At 60.9% G+C, this 18,343-nt stretch carries 31 protein-coding genes and 1 tRNA gene; 14 read left to right on the forward strand and 18 right to left on the reverse strand.

Going from position 1 to position 18,343, the window contains the following annotated elements; genetic code table 11:
* The first annotated feature begins 97 nt into the window (after positions 1-97).
* The 6 genes from AC1D09_RS06290 (at position 98) to AC1D09_RS06315 (ending at position 3,515) form a co-directional block, all read left to right on the forward strand.
* Positions 98-571 carry a lysozyme inhibitor LprI family protein gene (locus AC1D09_RS06290; RefSeq protein ID WP_477663353.1) on the forward strand — a complete coding sequence of 158 codons (474 nt, stop codon included), beginning with the start codon at positions 98-100 and terminating at the stop codon, positions 569-571.
* Positions 572-672: 101 nt separating this feature from the next.
* Positions 673-1,128, forward strand: a complete 456-nt coding sequence (locus AC1D09_RS06295; protein WP_477663354.1) for a hypothetical protein — start codon at positions 673-675, stop codon at positions 1,126-1,128.
* 146 nt (positions 1,129-1,274) lie between these two features.
* Complete coding sequence (locus AC1D09_RS06300; RefSeq protein ID WP_477663355.1) at positions 1,275-1,502, forward strand: hypothetical protein; 228 nt, start codon at positions 1,275-1,277, stop codon at positions 1,500-1,502.
* A 422-nt stretch (positions 1,503-1,924) separates the two neighbouring features.
* A complete protein-coding gene (locus AC1D09_RS06305; protein ID WP_477663356.1) occupies positions 1,925-2,338 on the forward strand; it encodes a hypothetical protein in 414 nt (137 codons plus the stop codon).
* Between the two features lie 221 nt (positions 2,339-2,559).
* Positions 2,560-3,162, forward strand: coding sequence for a cytochrome c oxidase assembly factor Coa1 family protein (locus AC1D09_RS06310; RefSeq protein WP_477663357.1), 603 nt, complete (start codon positions 2,560-2,562; stop codon positions 3,160-3,162).
* A 68-nt stretch (positions 3,163-3,230) separates the two neighbouring features.
* Positions 3,231-3,515, forward strand: coding sequence for a hypothetical protein (locus tag AC1D09_RS06315; RefSeq protein WP_477663358.1), 285 nt, complete (start codon positions 3,231-3,233; stop codon positions 3,513-3,515).
* A gap of 77 nt (positions 3,516-3,592) precedes the next feature.
* On the opposite strand, the gene AC1D09_RS06320 is transcribed toward AC1D09_RS06315, so the two are convergent.
* Positions 3,593-3,666: transfer RNA gene (locus AC1D09_RS06320), tRNA-Gly, on the reverse strand.
* 216 nt (positions 3,667-3,882) lie between these two features.
* Between AC1D09_RS06320 and AC1D09_RS06325 the strand changes: the two genes are divergently transcribed.
* The gene (locus tag AC1D09_RS06325) at positions 3,883-5,169 is read left to right on the forward strand and encodes a tyrosine-type recombinase/integrase (protein ID WP_477663359.1); all 1,287 of its coding nucleotides are present in this window, start codon (positions 3,883-3,885) and stop codon (positions 5,167-5,169) included.
* Here AC1D09_RS06325 and AC1D09_RS06330 read toward each other — a convergent pair.
* The 17 genes from AC1D09_RS06330 to AC1D09_RS06410 all read right to left on the reverse strand — a co-directional run bounded on the left by AC1D09_RS06330 (position 5,166) and on the right by AC1D09_RS06410 (position 14,724).
* On the reverse strand, positions 5,166-5,405 hold the full coding sequence (locus tag AC1D09_RS06330) for a hypothetical protein (protein WP_477663360.1): 240 nt from the start codon (positions 5,403-5,405) through the stop codon (positions 5,166-5,168). The two genes, AC1D09_RS06325 and AC1D09_RS06330, sit on opposite strands and share 4 nt — an antisense overlap.
* Positions 5,406-5,432: 27 nt before the next feature.
* Entirely contained in the window at positions 5,433-5,708 is a 276-nt protein-coding gene (locus AC1D09_RS06335; protein WP_477663361.1) for a helix-turn-helix transcriptional regulator, read from the reverse strand.
* Complete coding sequence (locus AC1D09_RS06340; protein ID WP_477663362.1) at positions 5,705-5,974, reverse strand: hypothetical protein; 270 nt, start codon at positions 5,972-5,974, stop codon at positions 5,705-5,707. Before AC1D09_RS06340 ends, AC1D09_RS06335 begins: the two co-directional genes overlap by 4 nt.
* Positions 5,971-6,969: a hypothetical protein gene (locus AC1D09_RS06345; RefSeq protein ID WP_477663363.1), complete on the reverse strand. Its 999-nt coding sequence runs from the start codon at positions 6,967-6,969 to the stop codon at positions 5,971-5,973. Before AC1D09_RS06345 ends, AC1D09_RS06340 begins: the two co-directional genes overlap by 4 nt.
* A gap of 9 nt (positions 6,970-6,978) precedes the next feature.
* Positions 6,979-7,401 carry an ASCH domain-containing protein gene (locus AC1D09_RS06350; RefSeq protein ID WP_477663364.1) on the reverse strand — a complete coding sequence of 141 codons (423 nt, stop codon included), beginning with the start codon at positions 7,399-7,401 and terminating at the stop codon, positions 6,979-6,981.
* The gene (locus tag AC1D09_RS06355) at positions 7,398-7,658 is read right to left on the reverse strand and encodes a hypothetical protein (RefSeq protein WP_477663365.1); all 261 of its coding nucleotides are present in this window, start codon (positions 7,656-7,658) and stop codon (positions 7,398-7,400) included. The genes AC1D09_RS06350 and AC1D09_RS06355 overlap by 4 nt, the downstream gene beginning before the upstream one ends.
* Positions 7,645-8,073, reverse strand: coding sequence for a hypothetical protein (locus tag AC1D09_RS06360; protein ID WP_477663366.1), 429 nt, complete (start codon positions 8,071-8,073; stop codon positions 7,645-7,647). Before AC1D09_RS06360 ends, AC1D09_RS06355 begins: the two co-directional genes overlap by 14 nt.
* A complete protein-coding gene (locus AC1D09_RS06365; protein WP_477663367.1) occupies positions 8,070-9,056 on the reverse strand; it encodes a phage Gp37/Gp68 family protein in 987 nt (328 codons plus the stop codon). Before AC1D09_RS06365 ends, AC1D09_RS06360 begins: the two co-directional genes overlap by 4 nt.
* Complete coding sequence (locus tag AC1D09_RS06370; protein WP_477663368.1) at positions 9,053-11,062, reverse strand: ParB/RepB/Spo0J family partition protein; 2,010 nt, start codon at positions 11,060-11,062, stop codon at positions 9,053-9,055. Before AC1D09_RS06370 ends, AC1D09_RS06365 begins: the two co-directional genes overlap by 4 nt.
* A gap of 25 nt (positions 11,063-11,087) precedes the next feature.
* Positions 11,088-11,564, reverse strand: coding sequence for a hypothetical protein (locus AC1D09_RS06375; protein WP_477663369.1), 477 nt, complete (start codon positions 11,562-11,564; stop codon positions 11,088-11,090).
* Between the two features lie 2 nt (positions 11,565-11,566).
* Entirely contained in the window at positions 11,567-12,334 is a 768-nt protein-coding gene (locus AC1D09_RS06380) for a hypothetical protein (RefSeq protein WP_477663370.1), read from the reverse strand.
* Entirely contained in the window at positions 12,331-12,726 is a 396-nt protein-coding gene (locus tag AC1D09_RS06385; RefSeq protein ID WP_477663371.1) for a hypothetical protein, read from the reverse strand. The genes AC1D09_RS06380 and AC1D09_RS06385 overlap by 4 nt, the downstream gene beginning before the upstream one ends.
* A gap of 9 nt (positions 12,727-12,735) precedes the next feature.
* Complete coding sequence (locus AC1D09_RS06390; RefSeq protein WP_477700978.1) at positions 12,736-13,263, reverse strand: hypothetical protein; 528 nt, start codon at positions 13,261-13,263, stop codon at positions 12,736-12,738.
* Between the two features lie 33 nt (positions 13,264-13,296).
* A complete protein-coding gene (locus AC1D09_RS06395) occupies positions 13,297-13,524 on the reverse strand; it encodes a hypothetical protein (protein ID WP_477663373.1) in 228 nt (75 codons plus the stop codon).
* Entirely contained in the window at positions 13,521-13,655 is a 135-nt protein-coding gene (locus AC1D09_RS06400; RefSeq protein WP_477663374.1) for a hypothetical protein, read from the reverse strand. The genes AC1D09_RS06395 and AC1D09_RS06400 overlap by 4 nt, the downstream gene beginning before the upstream one ends.
* Positions 13,652-14,050, reverse strand: coding sequence for a hypothetical protein (locus tag AC1D09_RS06405; RefSeq protein ID WP_477700979.1), 399 nt, complete (start codon positions 14,048-14,050; stop codon positions 13,652-13,654). Before AC1D09_RS06405 ends, AC1D09_RS06400 begins: the two co-directional genes overlap by 4 nt.
* Before the next feature lie 233 nt (positions 14,051-14,283).
* The gene (locus AC1D09_RS06410; RefSeq protein WP_477663375.1) at positions 14,284-14,724 is read right to left on the reverse strand and encodes a transcriptional regulator; all 441 of its coding nucleotides are present in this window, start codon (positions 14,722-14,724) and stop codon (positions 14,284-14,286) included.
* A 71-nt stretch (positions 14,725-14,795) separates the two neighbouring features.
* Between AC1D09_RS06410 and AC1D09_RS06415 the strand changes: the two genes are divergently transcribed.
* The 7 genes from AC1D09_RS06415 to AC1D09_RS06445 all read left to right on the forward strand — a co-directional run bounded on the left by AC1D09_RS06415 (position 14,796) and on the right by AC1D09_RS06445 (position 18,341).
* On the forward strand, positions 14,796-15,089 hold the full coding sequence (locus AC1D09_RS06415; protein WP_477663376.1) for a hypothetical protein: 294 nt from the start codon (positions 14,796-14,798) through the stop codon (positions 15,087-15,089).
* 127 nt (positions 15,090-15,216) lie between these two features.
* A complete protein-coding gene (locus AC1D09_RS06420; RefSeq protein ID WP_477663377.1) occupies positions 15,217-15,606 on the forward strand; it encodes a hypothetical protein in 390 nt (129 codons plus the stop codon).
* A complete protein-coding gene (locus AC1D09_RS06425) occupies positions 15,603-15,914 on the forward strand; it encodes a hypothetical protein (RefSeq protein ID WP_477663378.1) in 312 nt (103 codons plus the stop codon). Before AC1D09_RS06420 ends, AC1D09_RS06425 begins: the two co-directional genes overlap by 4 nt.
* Positions 15,915-15,919: 5 nt before the next feature.
* Positions 15,920-16,846, forward strand: coding sequence for a helix-turn-helix domain-containing protein (locus AC1D09_RS06430; protein WP_477663379.1), 927 nt, complete (start codon positions 15,920-15,922; stop codon positions 16,844-16,846).
* Positions 16,833-17,219: a hypothetical protein gene (locus tag AC1D09_RS06435; protein WP_477663380.1), complete on the forward strand. Its 387-nt coding sequence runs from the start codon at positions 16,833-16,835 to the stop codon at positions 17,217-17,219. Before AC1D09_RS06430 ends, AC1D09_RS06435 begins: the two co-directional genes overlap by 14 nt.
* Before the next feature lie 103 nt (positions 17,220-17,322).
* A complete protein-coding gene (locus AC1D09_RS06440) occupies positions 17,323-17,688 on the forward strand; it encodes an HNH endonuclease (protein ID WP_477663381.1) in 366 nt (121 codons plus the stop codon).
* Positions 17,689-17,813: 125 nt separating this feature from the next.
* Positions 17,814-18,341, forward strand: a complete 528-nt coding sequence (locus tag AC1D09_RS06445) for a phage terminase small subunit P27 family (protein WP_477663382.1) — start codon at positions 17,814-17,816, stop codon at positions 18,339-18,341.
* Positions 18,342-18,343: the final 2 nt, after the last annotated feature.

The following is an 18,343-nucleotide window of genomic DNA, read 5'->3' on the forward strand; positions in this document are numbered from 1 at the left end:
CAAGAGGCTTTCGGACGATTTTTATGGCCAAGTTAAACCTCAGCCGCCAAGTTAAGCCACAGGTTTTGCGGTCTAAATTACGTTAGGCGCCTAGAGCATGACTACGCATTACCGGCATTTATTGCCACTTCTCTTTCTGATCATTTCGTGCGGTTCAAAAGCTGGAGACGAGACTACCGATCACGAACTGATCTCGAAGATCGCTAAACGGGAAGGTACGACCGTTGAAGAGGTCAAGAAATCGCTCGAGGAGGGCTGCAGTAGCGGAGTAACTCCGTACATGCGGCAATGCGCATACCTCAATGCGGTTGGCGAAGACATCAAACTCAACGAGACGTATCAGAAGCTGCTGCGCAGTCTGGAAACTCCCGCTGCAAAGCAAAAGTTGATAAAGGCTCAGAGAGCTTGGCTCAGCTTCCGCGACGCCACGTGCGAGTACGAAGCCATCGCTTGGACGGGCGGCACCGGCTATGGCGTAGTCCATTCAGGATGTTTGGCAATAATGACCAGCCGCAGAAACCAAGACTTGCAGTCCTATGCTTCCTGCGACGGCTCGGGTTGCCCTCGATGATTCCACTTGCTTCAAGCGAAGAGGCGCCTAACCCTTCCATCGAGAGGACGCTTTCCAGCCTTCGGCCTCCGAGCGCCTCTCATGTCAAACGTTAGCCATCTATGAACACCGCACTCGCCAAGCTCAATCACCAATTCTGCGAGCAGGATTTCATCGACTTTCCGGTGTGGGCGACCTACTACGAGCCCGATGACATTGATGCCTTTGTCGACTTCGGATACAACCGTCAAGAAGTCGAACAGCTCGTCTTGCTCATCAGGAACAACGACGAATACTCTTTCCCACTTCCTCCGCTGGCCGCGACTTCTCCATTCAACTACCTATACCTCGGTGTTCGAGCAACCACGCGAGGTGGCAAGAGCCTTGTGGGTTACATCACCGGGCCATGCTTCGGTGTCTTTCATAGCGGAAAGTCCTACCAGTTCAACAGCGCCCTTCATGCTTTGGCTTTGCAGGCTGCCAAAGAGCTCTCAGCGGCCCTCGGTGAGCAGGCCGTGTTCCCCATGCAAGTTGAGGTCATGGCAACTGGTGAGCGCAAAGAGGAAGACCTGTGGTGAACGGGCAGATGGCTAACCCCTCCGTCAAGGGGCATCTTGCGCGTATGCGCAATCCGCCCCTTACGTCGAACGTTAGAGCCTTTGGCAGACACTCTCGGCTTCTTGTGTGATACGGCCAGTTCACAACCTTTTCTGTAGGAGGAATTATGAGAAATCAGATCGCCGGTGGAGGCGCAGTCTTAATTGGCATTGCTATCGTACTTGTCGTCCTGCTCAGTGACGGACCTGTACCGGTTAAACCTCTATTGGGTGGGCTTGCATTCATCGGTGTCGGAGCCTACTACCTCTTAGTGGGAAAAAAAGCCGCATCGCTGAAGGAATTCGTAGTGGACGGAAAGATGGTGACCGATGAAACCGACGGCAAGAAGCTCTAACTGGTCGCTCGACACGGAAACGCACCTGCGGGGGGGCGCTGCGCGGCATGCGTTGCGTTCCGGTCAGCTTCGACGTTAGGCCTCACATGTAAGACAACCCGAACGCCGCCGCCGTGAATGCACTGTTAGCCGAGTTGAGCTCTGTTTTGGGCTTCAGTAAGGCTGCGAGAGATAGCGGGAGCTTCATCACCTTAGCGAAGGACGTCGATGGGTTTACTGACAGAGTGTTCGTTACGGAGGGAATGGACCCTCGCGGCGATTCAGCGCTTAGAGAAAAGGTAAGGGCGCGTGTTTCAAGGCGTCTTGGCTCCGAGGACTAAGGTGTGAGTCTTAACATTTCAATCGACACGGACCCACAACAGCAGGAGCCGGCTTCGCCGCAACTGTTGGTGGTCCGGTCATTTCTACGTTAGGGTGCCCACATGCAAGTTGCAAAGATTCTCGCGTGCACGTTGATCAGCCTTCTGGCGGAAGCTGCCATGGCTTGCTCGCCACCGCCGCCAAAAATTGGTCCGGATGGCAAAATGATGGTTGACCCCTACAAGTACAACTATGTTGCCGAGGTCGTTGGCTTACGCGAGGTCATCCTTCCATTTGGGCGAGAGCGCGTGCCTCAGGCCATGCTGGCTCTTGAATTGAACGTGATAGCGAGTTCGAGCGCGGAGGTCGCCGTCGGGTCTCGCCAGTTGGTGGTTTATCCTGGCGTTGGCTCAGACTGTTCATCTGAGCCACGCTCTTATGATGCCGGTCGTCGGTGGGAGAACTTTCCAGTTGGAGCCAAAGTGTCTGTCCGTGGTAATAGGCTTGATGCCGCGTTTGTCGAGAATGCGCCCTAACTGGTCAGTCAACACGGACGCCCAGAGGCGTCTGGCCGCTGCGCGGCCACCTTGGGTGGGCGCCGGTTCCCTCCGACGTTAGAGCTCATGGGAAGATTCGGCCCTCAACTCCGCGTGTTCCGTCTATGGAATCACATCGCCATGGCGGCTCTCGCGGCAGGTTTGCCCCGGCAAGCCTTTCATCTCCAACGTTAGATCACTCGATGCGCGAGGAGGCGCCAATGGAAAACACATCAGGCCAAGGAGCGTTAGCGAACGTTCCCGCAGAGATCGATCGCTGGAACTGGGGAGCATTCCTGCTGAATTGGATCTGGGGTATAGGAAACAGCACATTCATCGCGTTGCTGGTGTTCGTTCCGTTTGTAGGCTTCGTCATGCTCTTTGTACTTGGCGCCAAAGGCAGTTCCTGGGCGTGGCGAAACAAGCGCTGGGAGAGCATCGAACACTTCAAGGCAACCCAAAGAAAGTGGGCTAGGTGGGGCGCCATAGCCTTTTTCGCTTTCATCGCTTTGTTCATCGCTCTCTTCTTTGTAATCGCAGCGTCGATAAAGAGTAGTGATGCATTTCAGCTGTCTCTGTCTAGGCTGCAGGCAAGCCCGGAAGGCGTTCAACAGATCGGCCGCCCGGTGGAGACCGGTTTTCCTATGGGGAGCATGCAGGTTTCGGGTCCGCGAGGAAACGCAAGTCTCTCCTACAGCGTTAGCGGTCCAAACGGGAAGGGAACAGTGTTTGTAGAAGCCACGAAAGACATGGGGCAATGGAAGATCGATCGTATGGTCCTAGAGCAAGAAGGAACTGGCCGCCGTACCGAGATCAACCAGTGACCTAACCCTTTAATCGAGAGGACGTGCCCCGGCGAGCCGGGCCACGCCTCTCATCTCCAACGTTAAACATGATCTATCGAGCCGTTCTCGTATGCGACGGTGTTCCGAAGGATGCTGGCTCGGAGGCTGCCATCGATATCGCGAAGGAGTTTGCGGAGCATCGCAAATGGCACGCGAACCTTACATGCGCCTGGGACGGTTCGCGACTCACACTTGCCGCCGAGAACGACCACGACCCGAAAGGGTTGGCGCTCCTCGACGAGTTCTCAGATTGTTTGTCTGCGTACATGGCTGGCAGATTTGACGGTGATCTGAAAGTCAAATCGATCGATGAAGTGAGCGATCATGTCTAACAGGCTCGTCGAATGGACCCGCAACGGCGGCCAGCGCGGTCGCCATTCTTGAAAGAAATCAATCAATTACAGAGATATGGAGCGGGTGAAGGGAATCGAACCCTCGTATGAAGCTTGGGAAGCTGCCGTTCTACCATTGAACTACACCCGCGTTTCGTAACCTGTTGATGCGCAACAGGTTTTTGCGCTTTGCTGTGGTCTGTCGAGGGGAATTTAAGCCGGGCTCATTTTGCACCGCCCCACATTCGCCCACATGCCACTATCTGCACTTACACTCTCGGCGTAGGTTTCGGCGTAGGTTTTTGACCTGCTGCCCTTTCCCATGCCCGGCCGCCTGGTGGTGGTCATAGCCCGGAGTATAAGTCCCATGTTCTTTGATGCGCGCGCGGCCAAGCTGCTGCAGCCAGGCGAGCACCTGGTCGTCGACGGTTGCCCCGGCCTGCGCCTGGAGGCCAGCGCCACGCGCAAGAGCTGGACCTATCGCTACAAAGCGCCAGGCACCGGCCGCATGAAACAGATAGGCATCGGCCAATGGCCAGCGATGGCCGTGCAGCCGGCAGCGGCCGAGTGGGCGAAGCTTCGGGCCCAGCGTGGCGAGGGCATCGACCCTGGCCAGCTGCGCCGCGAGGCACGCCAGGCTGTGAAGGTGGCGGCGCAGGACCCTGCGCTCTACCAGGTGCAGGCGCTGGTCGCCGATTACCTGCAGGGCCACGTCGACCAGCACCGGCAGACAAGAGGCGCCAAGGCCACGCGCCGGCGCCTGGAGGTGCTGCTCGAAGCCGAGGCCGAGTTCGCCGGCACGCCGGCCGCGTCGATCACCCGGGCCCAGGCCTTCGATATCCTGGACCGGCGCAAAGACCGGCCGACGTCGACCGCGAAGATTCGCTCCGAGCTTGGCGCGGCCTGGGACTATGCGCTCGACGCCGGCAGGCTCGATGGCAACGTGCCCAATTGGTGGCGGATGATCATGAAGGGGCGGCTTAAAAGCAAGGGCAAGCTATTGGGCGGCAAGCACGTCGGCCAAAAGCGTCGCACGCTGCCGGCGGCCGAGATTGGCCAGCTGCTGGCCTGGCTGCCGAACATGCATGAGTGGGCGCGTGACGCCTGCGAGATGTACCTCTGGACCTGTGCGCGCGGCGTCGAGATCTTCGGTATGCGGCCGGAGCACGTAGCCGAGGAAAAGGATGGGCTGTGGTGGACCGTGCCAAAGGCGCTGACCAAAAATGCACGGTACGAAGACGCCGTCGATCTTCGGGTGCCGCTGGTCGGCCGAGCGAAAAAGATTGTGCAGCGCAGGCTTAAGGCCGTGGGTCCGTCGGGCTGGCTGTTTGCGGATGAGGACGGCGAGCAGCTGCTGCAGCACCGGCTGTCAACCTACATCTACGACCTGCAGCCGTATTCATTCAAGGCGCAACGCCGGCAGGGCGACGGCTTGGTGTTGCCGGTGACGGGCTGGTCGCCTCACCACTTGCGACGGGCTGGGCGGACGCTTCTGGCGTCCCTGGGCTGCATTAAAGAGGTTGGAGAGGCCATCCTGGGGCACATGCCCGCGGAAATCGAGGGCATATACAACGAATACACGTATGACAAAGAGCGGCGTCTGTGGCTGGGTAAGCTGTCGGCCGAGCTGGAGCGCCTGGCTAAGGTTGCTTAGGCGTCTGGCTCGGCGATCTGGCCGATGTGCAGGGCTGTCAGTGGATAGTTCTCTCTCGGGGTGGTGCTGACGCTGTAGCGGCCATGCCAGGGGTCATTAAACATATTCCCGTCCTCACCAAGGTGCACCAGCTCGACGGACTCGACGGCGTCGGCGCCGTATTCTTGTCCGCGCGTAACGACTGCAATGTCGCCGGGGTATGTTTTCAGCAGCTCAATAAGTTGGAAGACAGTCACGCCAGGCCTTTCGATGGTGGAGGCAGTTTAAGGTTGTTTGCCGGCGCGGCCGTGGCCGCTGTTGCGGGGTGGTAGGAGGTCGCTGACGGGCCTGGAGCGGCCGAAGGTGTCCAGCTCTTCCACCAGCCAGCCGGAGCGCCCTGCGCTGATTTTGCGGGGCGGCTGCAGCTCGCCCTGTGCGACCAGCTTGTCGAGCATGCTTTCGGATATGGACAGGTAGGTCGCCGCATCCGCCCTGGCCAGGAACAGCGGCTTAAGGTAGATCACGGTCGACGGTGCAGCCGTCTGCACGGTGGCTGTCATAGCGTTCCTTTGGTGGGACTGAGGTGGTCTGCGCGGCGCGTCTCGGCAAGCAGGCGGGTATGCGTGCGGGGGTTCATGTAGACGATGCCGGCCCGCTCGGCAATCAATGCTTGTCCGTCTGCGAGGGTGTTGTGGGTGCCGAGGAAGGCAACCAGCCATGCGTCAATTTCTTTGCGGTAAGCGGGCGTGATGTAGTCGCCTGGTGCAAGCTGCAGCTTAGGCTGGTCGGGGGTAAGCACGACGTCGAAGCCAAAACATTTATTCATGATGCGCGGTCAATTCGGTCAAGCTCGGCCAACACCAGGGCGCCGGCGCGCACCAGGTCTTCGCGCGCTGTTTTTGGATTCCACCACCTGGTGCCCCACGGCCAGCATGCCGGCGGCACGTTGGACGGCGGCCGTGAGTCCTGCTTCAATTCGCCGCCGGCGCTCAGTGAATAGGCTGCGGCGGCGCGTGCAAGGTCGCCAGGACTGTTCACCGTGTCGTCATGCTTGGCATCGCGGTCAAGTATGACAATCTGCCGCGTACGCTCTGCCAAGACGTCGATTGCGCTGTGGCGAAGGTCGGGGCGCTGCTCGGCGGCGGCGGCGACGTATTGCGGGCCAAGGGCGTCAAGTACTGCGCGCACCATGAAGGCGGCATTGTCGCCGGTCTGGTCTTCCAGCAGGTTGCGGATGGCCTGGTCAACCTCGGGCGCATCGCAGATGCGTTCTACGATTCTCCAGGGGGCGCTGCGCCGCACGGCTGATGCGTGCGACTCGGCGCCAAGGATGGCTCGTGCGTACCGCCACGCGGACAGCTTGCGCTGCCGATAGTCAACCCAGCGCGCGGCGATTTCGGTGTCTTCAATGTCGTCGTCGGCCGGCAGGGAGTCGCGCAGGTCCTTGAGTTCCACCAGCTCGGCCAGGGCGTGGTGCGTCACGGCCGTGACGGGCTGCAGGTCTGACGACAGGCGATAAATCGTCACCTGAGATATCTCACCTATCTCCTGGTGAAAATACAGCGGTATGCCGTCTTCGTCGTTTACCCAACATTCATCAAGGTCCGCAAGGTTCTCCAGCGTGCCCTGCCATTCGTCGGTGTTGGGAATCGGCTCGCCTGCGCCGATGCCAAAAACTTCCATGCGGTAGCGCGCGGTCATTGCAGGCCAGCCACCGGTGACGACGAAGGCTGCAGCGCCTTCGCCGGTAAATGCCAGGGTGAAGGCGCAGTCCTGCAGGCTGGCGTGCGGGGCGGTGGTTTCCAGTGGATTGGTGGGCATGGTAATTCCTTAAATGAGGCTGGGTTGAATGTTGGAAGCGGGTGCCGAGTCTTCTGCGGGCACTTCAAAGAACTGCAGGGCGCCCCTGTATGGCCGGAATGGCAGCGGCCTGGCGTTGCGCAGCATGAAGCCATATGCGCCCATGTACCAAGGTGAATCGGACTCACTGACGCATGCCGTCAGTTCGGCGCTGCCGACGATGCCGCCGCGCTCCAGGGAGGCCGGCGCTGGGATGATCGCAGCCAGGTGCTGCAGACGTTCCTTGCTGAGCAGAAAGCGGTGCACGTCTTCGTACTCTTGCTGTGTCATGCCCTGGCTGGCATGGATGAGCATGGGGCCGCGGAAGTTGGTCGACCAGGTGCGATTTTCCAGCGGCTTGTGACCCTGCACGATGAGCCATGCCCAGGGCTGGCGGATGGAGAGGGCCTTCATAGGCTGTAACTCGCCAGTTGGATGCCGCGCGCATTGCCGACTTCATGAATCAGCATCAGGCCTTCGCGCAAGCTGGTCAGCATGGCCTGGCAGTTCTCGGGCGTGGCGCCCAGCCGCTGCAGCTCCATGAGGGCATGCTCGCCGCCGCGCTGCACCAGCTGCTGGCCCAGCAGTTCGGCTGCGGTCATGGTCTGCATGTCAGCCCGCCACCTGGCCAGGGCTGCGGCTGATGTGGCGGCGTTTTCAGTGACTGCCATGGGGCGCCCCTTTGCTTAGAAGGTGCTGGCGGTACGGCTCACGAATCAGCCTGTGAAAGTAATACGCCGCCTGCTTGTTGTGGTCGAGTTCGGCGCGGCTGGTTATGCCGCACTTGAGGCAGATTTTTTTCTTTGCCGACAAGGCGTCTATTGCCATGATCCATTTCTGAAAATCGGGATCGTTGCACCAGATGCCGGCAAGCCTGGCCAGGTCGCCGCCCTTGAGTTGCTTGATTGGTGTGTCAGGGGGTGCGGGCGCAGGTTTCTGGCGAGAGTTCAGGAACGTAGTAAGGGCTGCTCCCATGGCGAGCCTTTCTTCGCCAGGGTCGTATCGATTCCAGGCGGTCAAGGCGGCCTCTATTTCCGATTCCGTCACTGCAGATCGCGCTGGCGTGTCATGGGTGCAGGCGTTCATGCTGGCCACCCTTCGGGGAAGTCGTCGTGCGTGCGGCCGTCGAGTTCGCGGCCTGCGGCTTTCTTGCCGATTTTTTCGAGGCGGTGGCCGCCCACGTCTTGCGGCGTGGTGTCGTCGTCGACGTTGCTGCCGTCAAGTCGTATGGCGCACTGCGGCTTGGGTGCCCGTGGGTTCCATGCATCGCGGGGAATCCATTCTCCCCACTGCTTGAACAGGAACGGCACCTCGGCCAGGGTGCACTGGTCGCGGATGGTGCGATACCAGTCTGGATGCGACGGCCGAGCGTTGGGCCCGCTTTCGCCGCCTGCGATTATCCAGTCGATGCCGAGCAGGCCGTCGAGGTGGTCGACGTGGCCGTGCGCCTTGGTCATCTTGTCGTGGTCAACCCATGACGCCCAGCGGAAGGTAACCGGGCCGAGCAGTGGTTCCATGCTCAAGAAGCGCACGGCGGCATTCACCTGCAGCAGCTTGGCGATATCGCGGTCGGCCTCTTCCTGGTTGACGATGGTGGCGCCAATCCAGACGTTAGGCCAAGCCTTGGCATTCCACCAGGTAGGTGGGCCGCCGACCAGGTTGCGCGCGGCTTGTTCCAGCATGTAGAGGGCATTGCCGATGCGCTTGGTAAGCAGCATCCAGTCGAGATGAGGCGTGCGGTAAATCAGGTAGAGCAGCTCGATGCGCCAGGCGACCGGCACCGCGTTGTCGAACACGTCGGCCAGGCTGGCACAAAATACGCGCTGGCGCCGGCCGTGGGCGGCGTGGAATTCGGCGTGTGCGTTGTCCCATGCGATAGGCTGGCGCCAGTTAGCGGCGCTGGTGTGCCGCCTGGGTGCAGCTGGCCCCCAGTTGACGGCAACGCCGCCGCCAAAGCGTGCATTGCGCGCCTCGGCATAGCAGTTGTCGCACCCCGGGCCGACCTTAACGCAACCCTCCCACGGATTGAAGGTGTGGTCGGCCCATTCGATTTTGGTGTTTGCGCTCATGCTTCTACCTCAGCGCCCTCTTCCTGCTCTTCATCGGCCTCGGCTGGCGCTGCGGCTTTGGCTTTGCCCTTGGCGCCCTTCGCGGCCTTGCCTGTGCTCACTTCGGCGCCGGCAGACTTGGCGATGCGCTTGAGTTCTTCCACGTTCACGCCGTAGTGCTTTGCTGCTTGCAGCAGCGGCCCGGGTGGTTTCGCGCCGTATTGGGCGGCATTGACATGGAACACCAGGGCGCAGTCGAGGGTGAGCTGCCCGAGCGCTGTCGCGTCCATCGAGCCGACCATCTTGTGCAGTGTGGCAATGCTGCCGACCTTATAAAGCTTTTCGAGCGCGCCTGTGTCGTGGTGCGCGACGCCGTCCAGCGCAACCCGAGCGACAAGCTGCAGGTCGAACACATTGCGTGTCACCAGGGCAGCAGCTTCGCGTACCTTATCGAGTACGTGCATGTTGAAACGCGTCTGTAGTTCTTGCTCTTGTCGCAACTTTTCGCGCGCGGCCTCACGTTGTTTTTCTTGTTCCTTCCATTCTGGTGAGCCGTAGTGCGTATGGTTGCTTTTGGGCCTCGCTGCGACCTTGACACCGGCAGCCTTGACCTCATCAATCTTGACGACCTCAACTGTTTTGCCGTCCCGCGGATTCTGAATAACGCTGATGACAACCTCGGGCGCGGGCTTGCCTTTAACGGTGGCCTTTTTGATCGCATCGCGCACCTCTGAAAGGGGGATGTAACCGTTTTTGACCTGCCCATCGGCGCCGATGGCCTGCCGCGCTTTGTTGCCGGCGATAACCGTCTTGCCTTTCGACTCCAGCACTGTCTGATTCGCCTTGAGCTGCGCAGTCTTTTTGCTATCGAAGCATGCGGGGTCCGTGCACACGTTCTCGCCCTTGGGGTGGCTGTAGTACGAGCGGGTATCCCCGAGCAGGTCTTGGTAGAGGACCGGGTCGACGCCGGACCGTTTGGGGCATACCGTGCAGGCGCCTGCACTGGGTACCAGGGTGGCGTCATCTTGCGCCCACAGCACGCCCTTGAGGGTGAGGGTGAACTTTTCGCGCAGCATGTCGCGGGCTTTGCGCGTTGTCATTACTTCGTCGGGCGCTTCGACGTTCCAGGTCTTGTCAAGAATCATCTTCACGGCCTGGGCCTGGTGTTTTTCGTTAGGCACGCGGGCGATGAGCGTGGCGACCTCGGCCTTGATCTTGCCGGCGCGCATGGCGTCGCGGCCTTCCTTACCCAGGGTGGCGAGCTTCAAGCGGTTATAGACCAGTGTGCGGCTCAGGCCGGTACGGCGGCAAAATTCATCTTTGGTGCACTTGTGCGCCGTGATGTAGTCGGCGAAGCTGCGGGCTTCGTCGATGGGGTCGAGGTCTTTGCGCTGCAGGTTCTCGATGGCCTGCAGCTGGGCGCTTTCGGCGTCGGTCAGCTCGCGCACGATGGCGGGGCCATGCGTCACGCCGGCTAGCCTGGCGCCGCGCTTGCGGCAGTGGCCGAAGACGTTCTCGAACCGCCCGTCAGCCTTAGGGCGCAGCAGCATTGCGGACAGCATGCCGGCAACCTTCATGGATTCGGCCAGGCCCTGGATGTAGTCCTCGGGGTAGACGGTGCGCGACTGGAATGGTGAGTCGTCGATCAGGTCAAGATCGATGTTTTGGACGACGTTGAGCGTGGGGTCGGTATAAAGCGCAATGGTGGCCAGCTGCTCGGCAAGGACGGGCGCCGCAAGTGCTTCGACCAGGTCGGGCGGTGTTGTGCCGCTCTCGCCTGAAATCACCTTTTGCATCTCGGCATCGGTGGGGCCCCAGTCGTCGTGCTTGACGTCTATTTCGGTCTGGTCGGCTGTCGTGGCGACGTAGGACTCGGCGCCAGCGCGTTTGATCCTGCCTACGATGGTGACCTCTTGCCCGGCGTACGGGTGCGGCTGGCCGTCATCGTCAAGCAGGCTGTGCAGCAGCTTGACCACCTTGCCGGCGAGGCTGGTGCTGGGTTTGGTTTTGGTGGTTTTCTTTGTCATGTTGTGCTCCGGTGTGGTGTTGCTGTTACTGGCGGTTGTGCTTGAGGTAGGCGGCTGCGCGCCTGGCGAGGTCGTGATCTGAGGGGGCGAGGCTGGCCTGTAGGGCGTGCATGCCGGCCGGGGTGAGCGTGTAGAGGGCTTCCTCGCGCACCACTAGGCCGTGCAGGACCAGGCTGTCGGCGTGCGGGCGGGCCCCGGGCGGGTCAAGGTCGGCCTTTATGTCGAGGGCGTTAATGCGGATGCCGGGCTCGATTGCTACGATGCGCAGCACGCGGCGGGTGAGGTAGGGCAGGTCGGCCAGCTGGACCTGGTCGCCGGCTGCCGGTGCGGGCGCGGGCGCGGGTGCGGGTGCGGGTGCGGCAACGCGCGGTACCGCTGTGGCGGCTGGCTGCGGCGTAGCCCTTGCGGGTGTGGGCTGGCTCAGTTCGGCGCGCATGCGACGGCGGATGCTTACGCTTGCCTGGTGCCGGATGGTGGCCGGGGATGGTGTGCGGTCAAGCATGGCTAGACCCTTTCGATGGCGACGACGCCGATGTTTGCAAGGTCTTTCCAGCCGAGGCCAGTTTCGTGGCGCATCCATTCGCCCAGCACGATGGCCTGCAGGTGGTCCAGGCCGTGGGCGTTGTCGATGACTACCTCGGGCGCGTATTCGCTGCCGTCAGTTTCGGTCGGGTCGTTCTTGTCGGCAATGCACCCGGGCTTCGTGATCTGCCAGATTACGCCGCCCATGTCGCGGATGGCTTTGGCGTTGGTTGGGAAGCGCACGTCATGCACGACGTGGCGCAACTGGTGGCGCGATTGCTGCAGGTACACCTTGTTAACCACTGCGCTGTCGAAGTAGCCGGCGCCGTTGTTGGGTTTGCGGAACACCTCGGCCCACAAGATCATGATTTCGCGCGGGCTGCGCGGCTTGGTCAGTTCGTGCATCAGCCGCGCCGTCGGGTCCAGCTCAAAGCCCTGGAGATGCTCCAGCGGGTCCAGTGGCTGAATATCAAAGTCGCTGGGTGGTGATGGGCGATAGTGCTGAACCATGGCGCCAACGAAGCCCAGGGCGACGCACCGCTCGATAGCTAGGGCCTCGATGGCTACGTCTTTTTTGCCGTCGTCGGTGAACAGGGAAACGTCGACAAGGAAGCCGAGGGCGGCTTCATGCCGCAGCAGGTCGCCGAACGCGAGGGCGCTAAAGCCGGCGTGATTGGCCAGGATGTTGGCGACGGTGGTTTTACCGACGCGCTTGGGGCCGGTGAGGCCGACGATTTTGGGGTGTTTCATGCGGGCGCTTTCTCTTGGGTTGACTGGCGTAACTTTTCTTCGTGGGCGACCCAGCTCGGCGCGAGGGGCGCCAGCTGGCAGGACTTCACGCGGGCGCGTAAGGCGTTGTCGTAGGGGGTGAGGTGGTACAGCTCAAGGTCGAGGCAGCGCCCGGGCTTGAGTTCTGCCCCGTGCTCGGCCATGAATTTGAGGGCGTCGTCGCCGAGCCACTGAGCGGTAAAGCCGGTTCCGAGCACGCCTGTGGTGTCGCGGCCGGCAATATGCAGCCCGCGCTTTGCGTTCATGTGGGGCGCGGCAATGCATTCGGTGGGCCGGCTGGTGAGGAACGCCCGCACCGTGACGACGGCGCGGATTTCCTCGGCGGCGACTTCGGGTGCGGGTGTGGTCGACACGGCGGGCAATCAGGCCGCTGCGGGCTCTTCGGCGGACTGTGCAGACGTCTGCACGGTGGCCGGCTTGGGGATGTAGGCGGCTTCGTATGCCTTGAGCCAGTCGGCGTGCTGGGTGCTGCCTATCGTGTAAGGACCGGCGCGACGTTTGCCGCCGTGGCCCATGTCGTATAGCGCTGCCGCGGTGCCGCGCACGCTAGCCTGGTTATTCTCTCCGTAGCCGTTCGCGGATGCCGCGTGCTCATGCCTGCGCTGGGCGCGCACTTGATGAAGCTCCGAGGGCATCGAGTGCGGGGTCGGCACAATGTGCAAGCCGGCGACCTGGCCGGCGCGCAGGCGACGGGAGCCATACGCGACGGCCATGGGTGTGTGTAGGATGGCCTTTGACTGGGCGTCAATCTCGCGGCCGTTGGCGGTGCGGTAGTTGTTCCTGGTCTGGCGTGCGCGCTGCCATTGCTTGGCGGTGTACAGCGCAAGCAGCACCAGCAGGATGAGGATGAGGCCGGCTTGCAGCCATTGGGTCGCGGTGAGGTTGGGCATGGGACTTCCTTGGGTGGGTGGTGGTGACGGGGATTACTTGCGGCGGCGGGCGGCTTTGCGCTCGGCTTTTTCGAGGGCGACGCGGTCCTTGACGGCCTTCAAGTAGAGGGCGCCAATGTCGACGTATTCGCGGGTGCGCAGGCCTTTGGCGCGCAGAATGATCAGGCTGCCGTGCACCGTGACGATGACCGGGCGCAGGTTCTTGTCCCGCACGTAGGCGCTGGTTTCCCGGGTGACGGGTTTGGTGCTGGGCGTGGTCATGGCTGGCCCAGTGCCTTGACGGCTTCGGCGGTGTCGCGCTCGGCCTGGATATCGGTGGGGCCGTCGAGCAGGCCTGACGATGAAAGAGCGAACGCTAGGGCGGCGGCGGCCAGCCAGTCGCCGGCGGTCATGCTGGAATCCTGGTGGTGCCCACCCACGCGAACAGCAGGAAGCCGTCACTCACGACGTCCTTGAGGACTCTCCTGATTTCGTCTTGGAGATGGGTTTCGGCGCCGGCAAGTGCACAGCCCGTAATTTCGTCAACGCGACAGCGGTTATTTACGAATGGTGTAAATCGCAAGTCCCTTAAGGCCTGCAATTCGGCTACTTTCACCGCCCACACATACAGCCAGAAGAGTGGATAGTCCGGCGTGCCCTCGGTGGGAAAGTTCGGGTGCGGGGGTTTTACCGCCTTGGTGGCCGGGCGGCGGGCCGGCTTGCGGGGCGCTGCTGCCGCTGCCGGCATGCTGAAAGCGGCTGCACCGTGGGCGCTTATGGGCCCGGATGGGTGGGAATTAGGTTGCAAGGTCGGCCTCCGGTTGGTTACGGGGCCGATTATTAGGTGTACCTAATTATCTTGTCAATAGGTTTGCCTAATTCTTAAAGCCAAGGCTTGGCTTGTTACACTGCGGAGTTGATGAAAACGCCAAAATTGATGAAACCTGCCAGACTGCTGCGAAGCCTAGCGATTGACGTGTCGCTTGCCTAAGGCTTCGGCGCTGCTGCGCCAAACAAACCTTTAGCTATTTATCCCAAATCTCACGCTGCATGTTTGGCTGCAGCGGGAAGAGTAGTATCTGCGCCGTGGGCCTGATGGGCCCCCTTTTTAGCGGCGAACACTCTCAAGAAAGATAGCGCCTCAACCCGAGCGCTTGAGCTCATCGCTTCTAGTAGCTTCACGGCCTCGGCGATTGTGGCGTCTCTGCCATAGTGCGCACCGGGCTCATTCGCTGCCGGCGCTGGCATGTCGTCGGTCGGCAATTTGCGGCCGATTCCGGTGGCCAGCCACTCGGGTGTAGTTTTGAGGGCGGCCGCGACTCTGAGCAAAGTGGCGTATTTGATGTTTTTTGTGGTGCCATCAAGCCACAAAAATACCGAAGGCGGTTTAACGCCCGCGCGCCTGGCCAACTCTGCGGCCGTGACCATCACTTCGGGCGCAGTCATGCGCTCGCGTAATCGTTCGGCAAGAGTCGTACCCATTAGGAGAGCCTAACGAAATAAGCGTTAGGTGTGCTTGACTTAATTATTAGGTACACCTAATAATCCCCGCTATGCCGATGACCACAACCGAAATTGTCACCTTGCTGGGCGGCCCTACCGCTGCCGGTAGGTTTTTCCGCGTTCGCCCGCCCAGCGTGGCGGGCTGGCTCAAATCCGGGGTTATCCCGGAGGGCCGACTTTTGCGGCGCGCCGCCCAGCTGGAGGCTGTCAAGCCCGGCGGCTTTCGGCGCTGCGACCAGTGGCCCGACGACTACCTGGAGATATGGCCCGAGCTGGCGGCGGTGCCCGATGGCGTGGTCGATGGCGCCGAGCAGGTAACCGCGGAGGGTGCGGTCGCCGTCTGACGGTGTGTTGAATTTATTGATTGCGAGACTCATGCCCTGAGTCTCCTTTTTTTGGTTTTTTTTGTCTGTACCGCTCTGTACCTGTTTTAGGGGCAGGCCGGTACAGGGGTCATAAGAGGGGGAAATGATGGCTACTCAAGCGGAAATAGGCGAGTGTTTTGACAACTTGAGCGACGCGCTCAAGAGCGTTGTGATGGCGCTGGGCGGCTACAAAAAAGTGGCTGGCCGGCTTCGGCCCGATGACGAAAACGGCGACGACTGGCTGCGGCATTGTTTAAAGGGCGACCGTCGTGAAAAGCTGTCGCCCGAGCAGGTTGTCTGGCTGCTGCGCGAGGGACGCCGCATCAACTTCCATGCGGGCATGGATTACTTTGCGCTCAATACCGGCTACAAAGCCATGCCTGTCGATGCTGACGCGCAGAAGCAGGCGCTGCAGGAGACCATCGCGGCGGGTATCGAAAACCTGAATCGCCAGATGGCCGCCCTCAATCGCCTCAATGAAGTTGGCCAGGCATGAGGCCCGCCGGCGACCCTAGACAGGCGCTGCTCAAGGCGGCTGCCGATCTGAACACGGCCACAAAGTCGGCGACGATGCGCGAGTTGATCACGCGTTCCTGTGTGGGGCGCGAGGCAGCAATGCATACGGTGCGAAATATGAAGCGGGCCGGGCTGCTGGTTATCGTGCGCACCAGGCGCGTCGACTACCGAAACCGGCCTGTTGCTGAATACGCGCCGAAAGAAGGTGTGCATATTCCCGAGTCCACAGTCGCAGAGTGGAACGCGGTGTTTGCCAGCTGGACGGGGGCGCCGCCGGAATGTCCGTAAGAGTTATGGCGGCCGTCTTCGACCGCTATCCCAATGCCAGCGAGATGCTGCTAGCGCTCGCCCTGGCCGACCATGCCCACGACGACGGAACGCACATCTTCCCGAGCGTGGCGTCCCTGGCCAAGAAAACCCGACGAAGTGAGCGTGCGGTCCAGTACCAATTGCGCGCCATGATCTTGTCTGGCTGGCTTGTCCTGGACAAGCGGTCGACCGGGCGACGCGGGCAGACAAACGCCTATGTCATCAGCGAGGAATGGCTGGCGGGTGGCGACCCGATACCGCTAGCGACGGGTGCAAATCTTGCACCCGTGGAATCTGTGGATAACTCCGAAACCACGGGTGCAATTTCAGGTAATGACGGGTGCAATATTGAGCAGTCACGGGTGAAGCCCATTGCACCCAAACCATCATTAATCATCACTAACCAAACCCCCCTTACCCCCCAAGGGGGGCAGGACTGTATCGAGTTGCCCGAGTCAAAAGCGGGAGCGGGTACCGTTACCAGGAAAGATGCGAGCGAAGGCTTTGAGTTGTTTTGGGCGGCATGGCCGGACAACGAAGGGAAGCAGGATTACGTTTTGTGCCTGGCAATCTGGCAGCGCAAGCGCCTGGGTAGGTTCGTCGAAGAGATACTCGCCGACATCGCGGCCCGGCGTGCGAATAGCACGCGGTGGCAGTCGGGGTACGTCGAGGCGCCGCGCCGATATCTCAAGGGTTCGCGCTGGCGTGATGGTGTGACCTACGGCGTGCCGACGTCTGCACAGCACTGGTCCGAGTCACGCACGGGCATCGAGGCGATGGGTGAAAAGCTCGGCCTTGGTCGGTGGGATGAGGCAGCATTCGAGCGAACGCACGCGCAAGCGGCGATGTTTCACAACTACAAGGCGCGAGTTTTGGCCGAAGCGGAAAGGGTCGGGAATGGCGCGCATTGAGTGGGTGCAACAACGGTTGAAAAACTGGGCGATGTGGAAGGCGCGCGAAGATGGTGGCGGCCTCGGCTATCCGTCTCAGTCGTCGTTTATGAATACGCACGTCGATGGCGGCTACCGCGAGGCCATCATCCCGATTGACGATTGCGATGCGTCTGTCACCAATGACGCGGTCGAATCGCTCAGGCCTGGCCGGCCGCATCTCTATGCGGTGCTGCAGTGTACGTACGTCAAAAGCCTGACCGCGCGGGAGTCTGCGCTTCACCTCGGCAAGGCTGAGTCGACCATCAAGGCGCTGCTGTGTGTAGCCGACCAGGCGCTGGCCACATGGTTTATTGAACGACACGCGAAAAAAGAAAAGAGTTTTACTACATAGACTTATTCGATACATTTCAGGCAAGCTGTTTCCAACGAACGCTCCAAAGGTTCACAGCAAAACGAACACAACCCCGCAAGGTCGCACTTGACGGGGTTTTTTAATGCCCATTGCCGCGCCTAGACCCTGCACTTACCCTGGCTGCGGTCGATTGTTGAGGGACGGCACCAGCCGATGCGACCTGCATAAGCACGTCGAGAGAAAGCAGGCAGATGCCAGGCGAGGTACTGCTCATGAGCGGGGATATACCGGCGCATGGCAGAGGGCCCGTGAGGGCTTCCTTGCAAAGCATCCGCTGTGCGTGCACTGCGAGGCAAAAGACTTGATAGTCGCTGCCAACGTTGTCGACCACATCGTCCCGCACAAAGGGGACAAGAGTTTGTTTTGGGACAGGAAGAACTGGCAGCCACTGTGCAAGCCCTGCCATGACGTGAAGACCGCAACAGAGGACGGTGGCTTCGGGCGCTGACGCGCGGCGGCCCAGGGGGCGGGGGGTCGAAAGTTTAAAAACTTTGTGGTCTAGACCGTACGCTTCATCTTTTACGCGTGGCCGGGAAATGAGGGAGGGGGGGGTACCCCAGACAGGAGTCAATCATGGGAAGAAATTCACTGCCAAACAACGTGCATTTGCTGAATGGAAACCCGAGCAAAAAATCTAAGGATGACCTCGGCGGCCAAACTGTCCGCATGCCGGTTGAAATTCCCTCTTGCCCTGCGCACCTGGGCACCGAGGCGGCTGCCGAGTGGAAGCGCATCACGCCGCACTTGCTGACCGCCGGGCTTATCACCCAGCTGGACCGCGCGGCCCTTGCTGCCTATTGCCAGGCCTGGGGCGAATGGGCAGTTGTCGAAAAGAAAGTCAAAGAGCTGATGAAGAAAGACAAGGCCGGCGCTGACGCGCTGGTCGACGTGACGCCCAGCGGCTACAAGCAGGTGGCGGCGGTGTGTCAGGTGCGCGACCGCGCGCTCGACCGCATGTTGCGTTTCGCCAAGGAATTCGGCTTGACCCCTTCGTCGCGCATCCAGTCGACGGCAGGTCAGCAGATGGCCCTACCTGGCGTGCCCGATGACCCGATGGAAAATTTCCTAAGCGCTGGCGGCGCGCTGCCGCACGCGTCGTAGTG

It is taken from the genome of Polaromonas sp. P1_A2 (assembly GCF_056406895.1).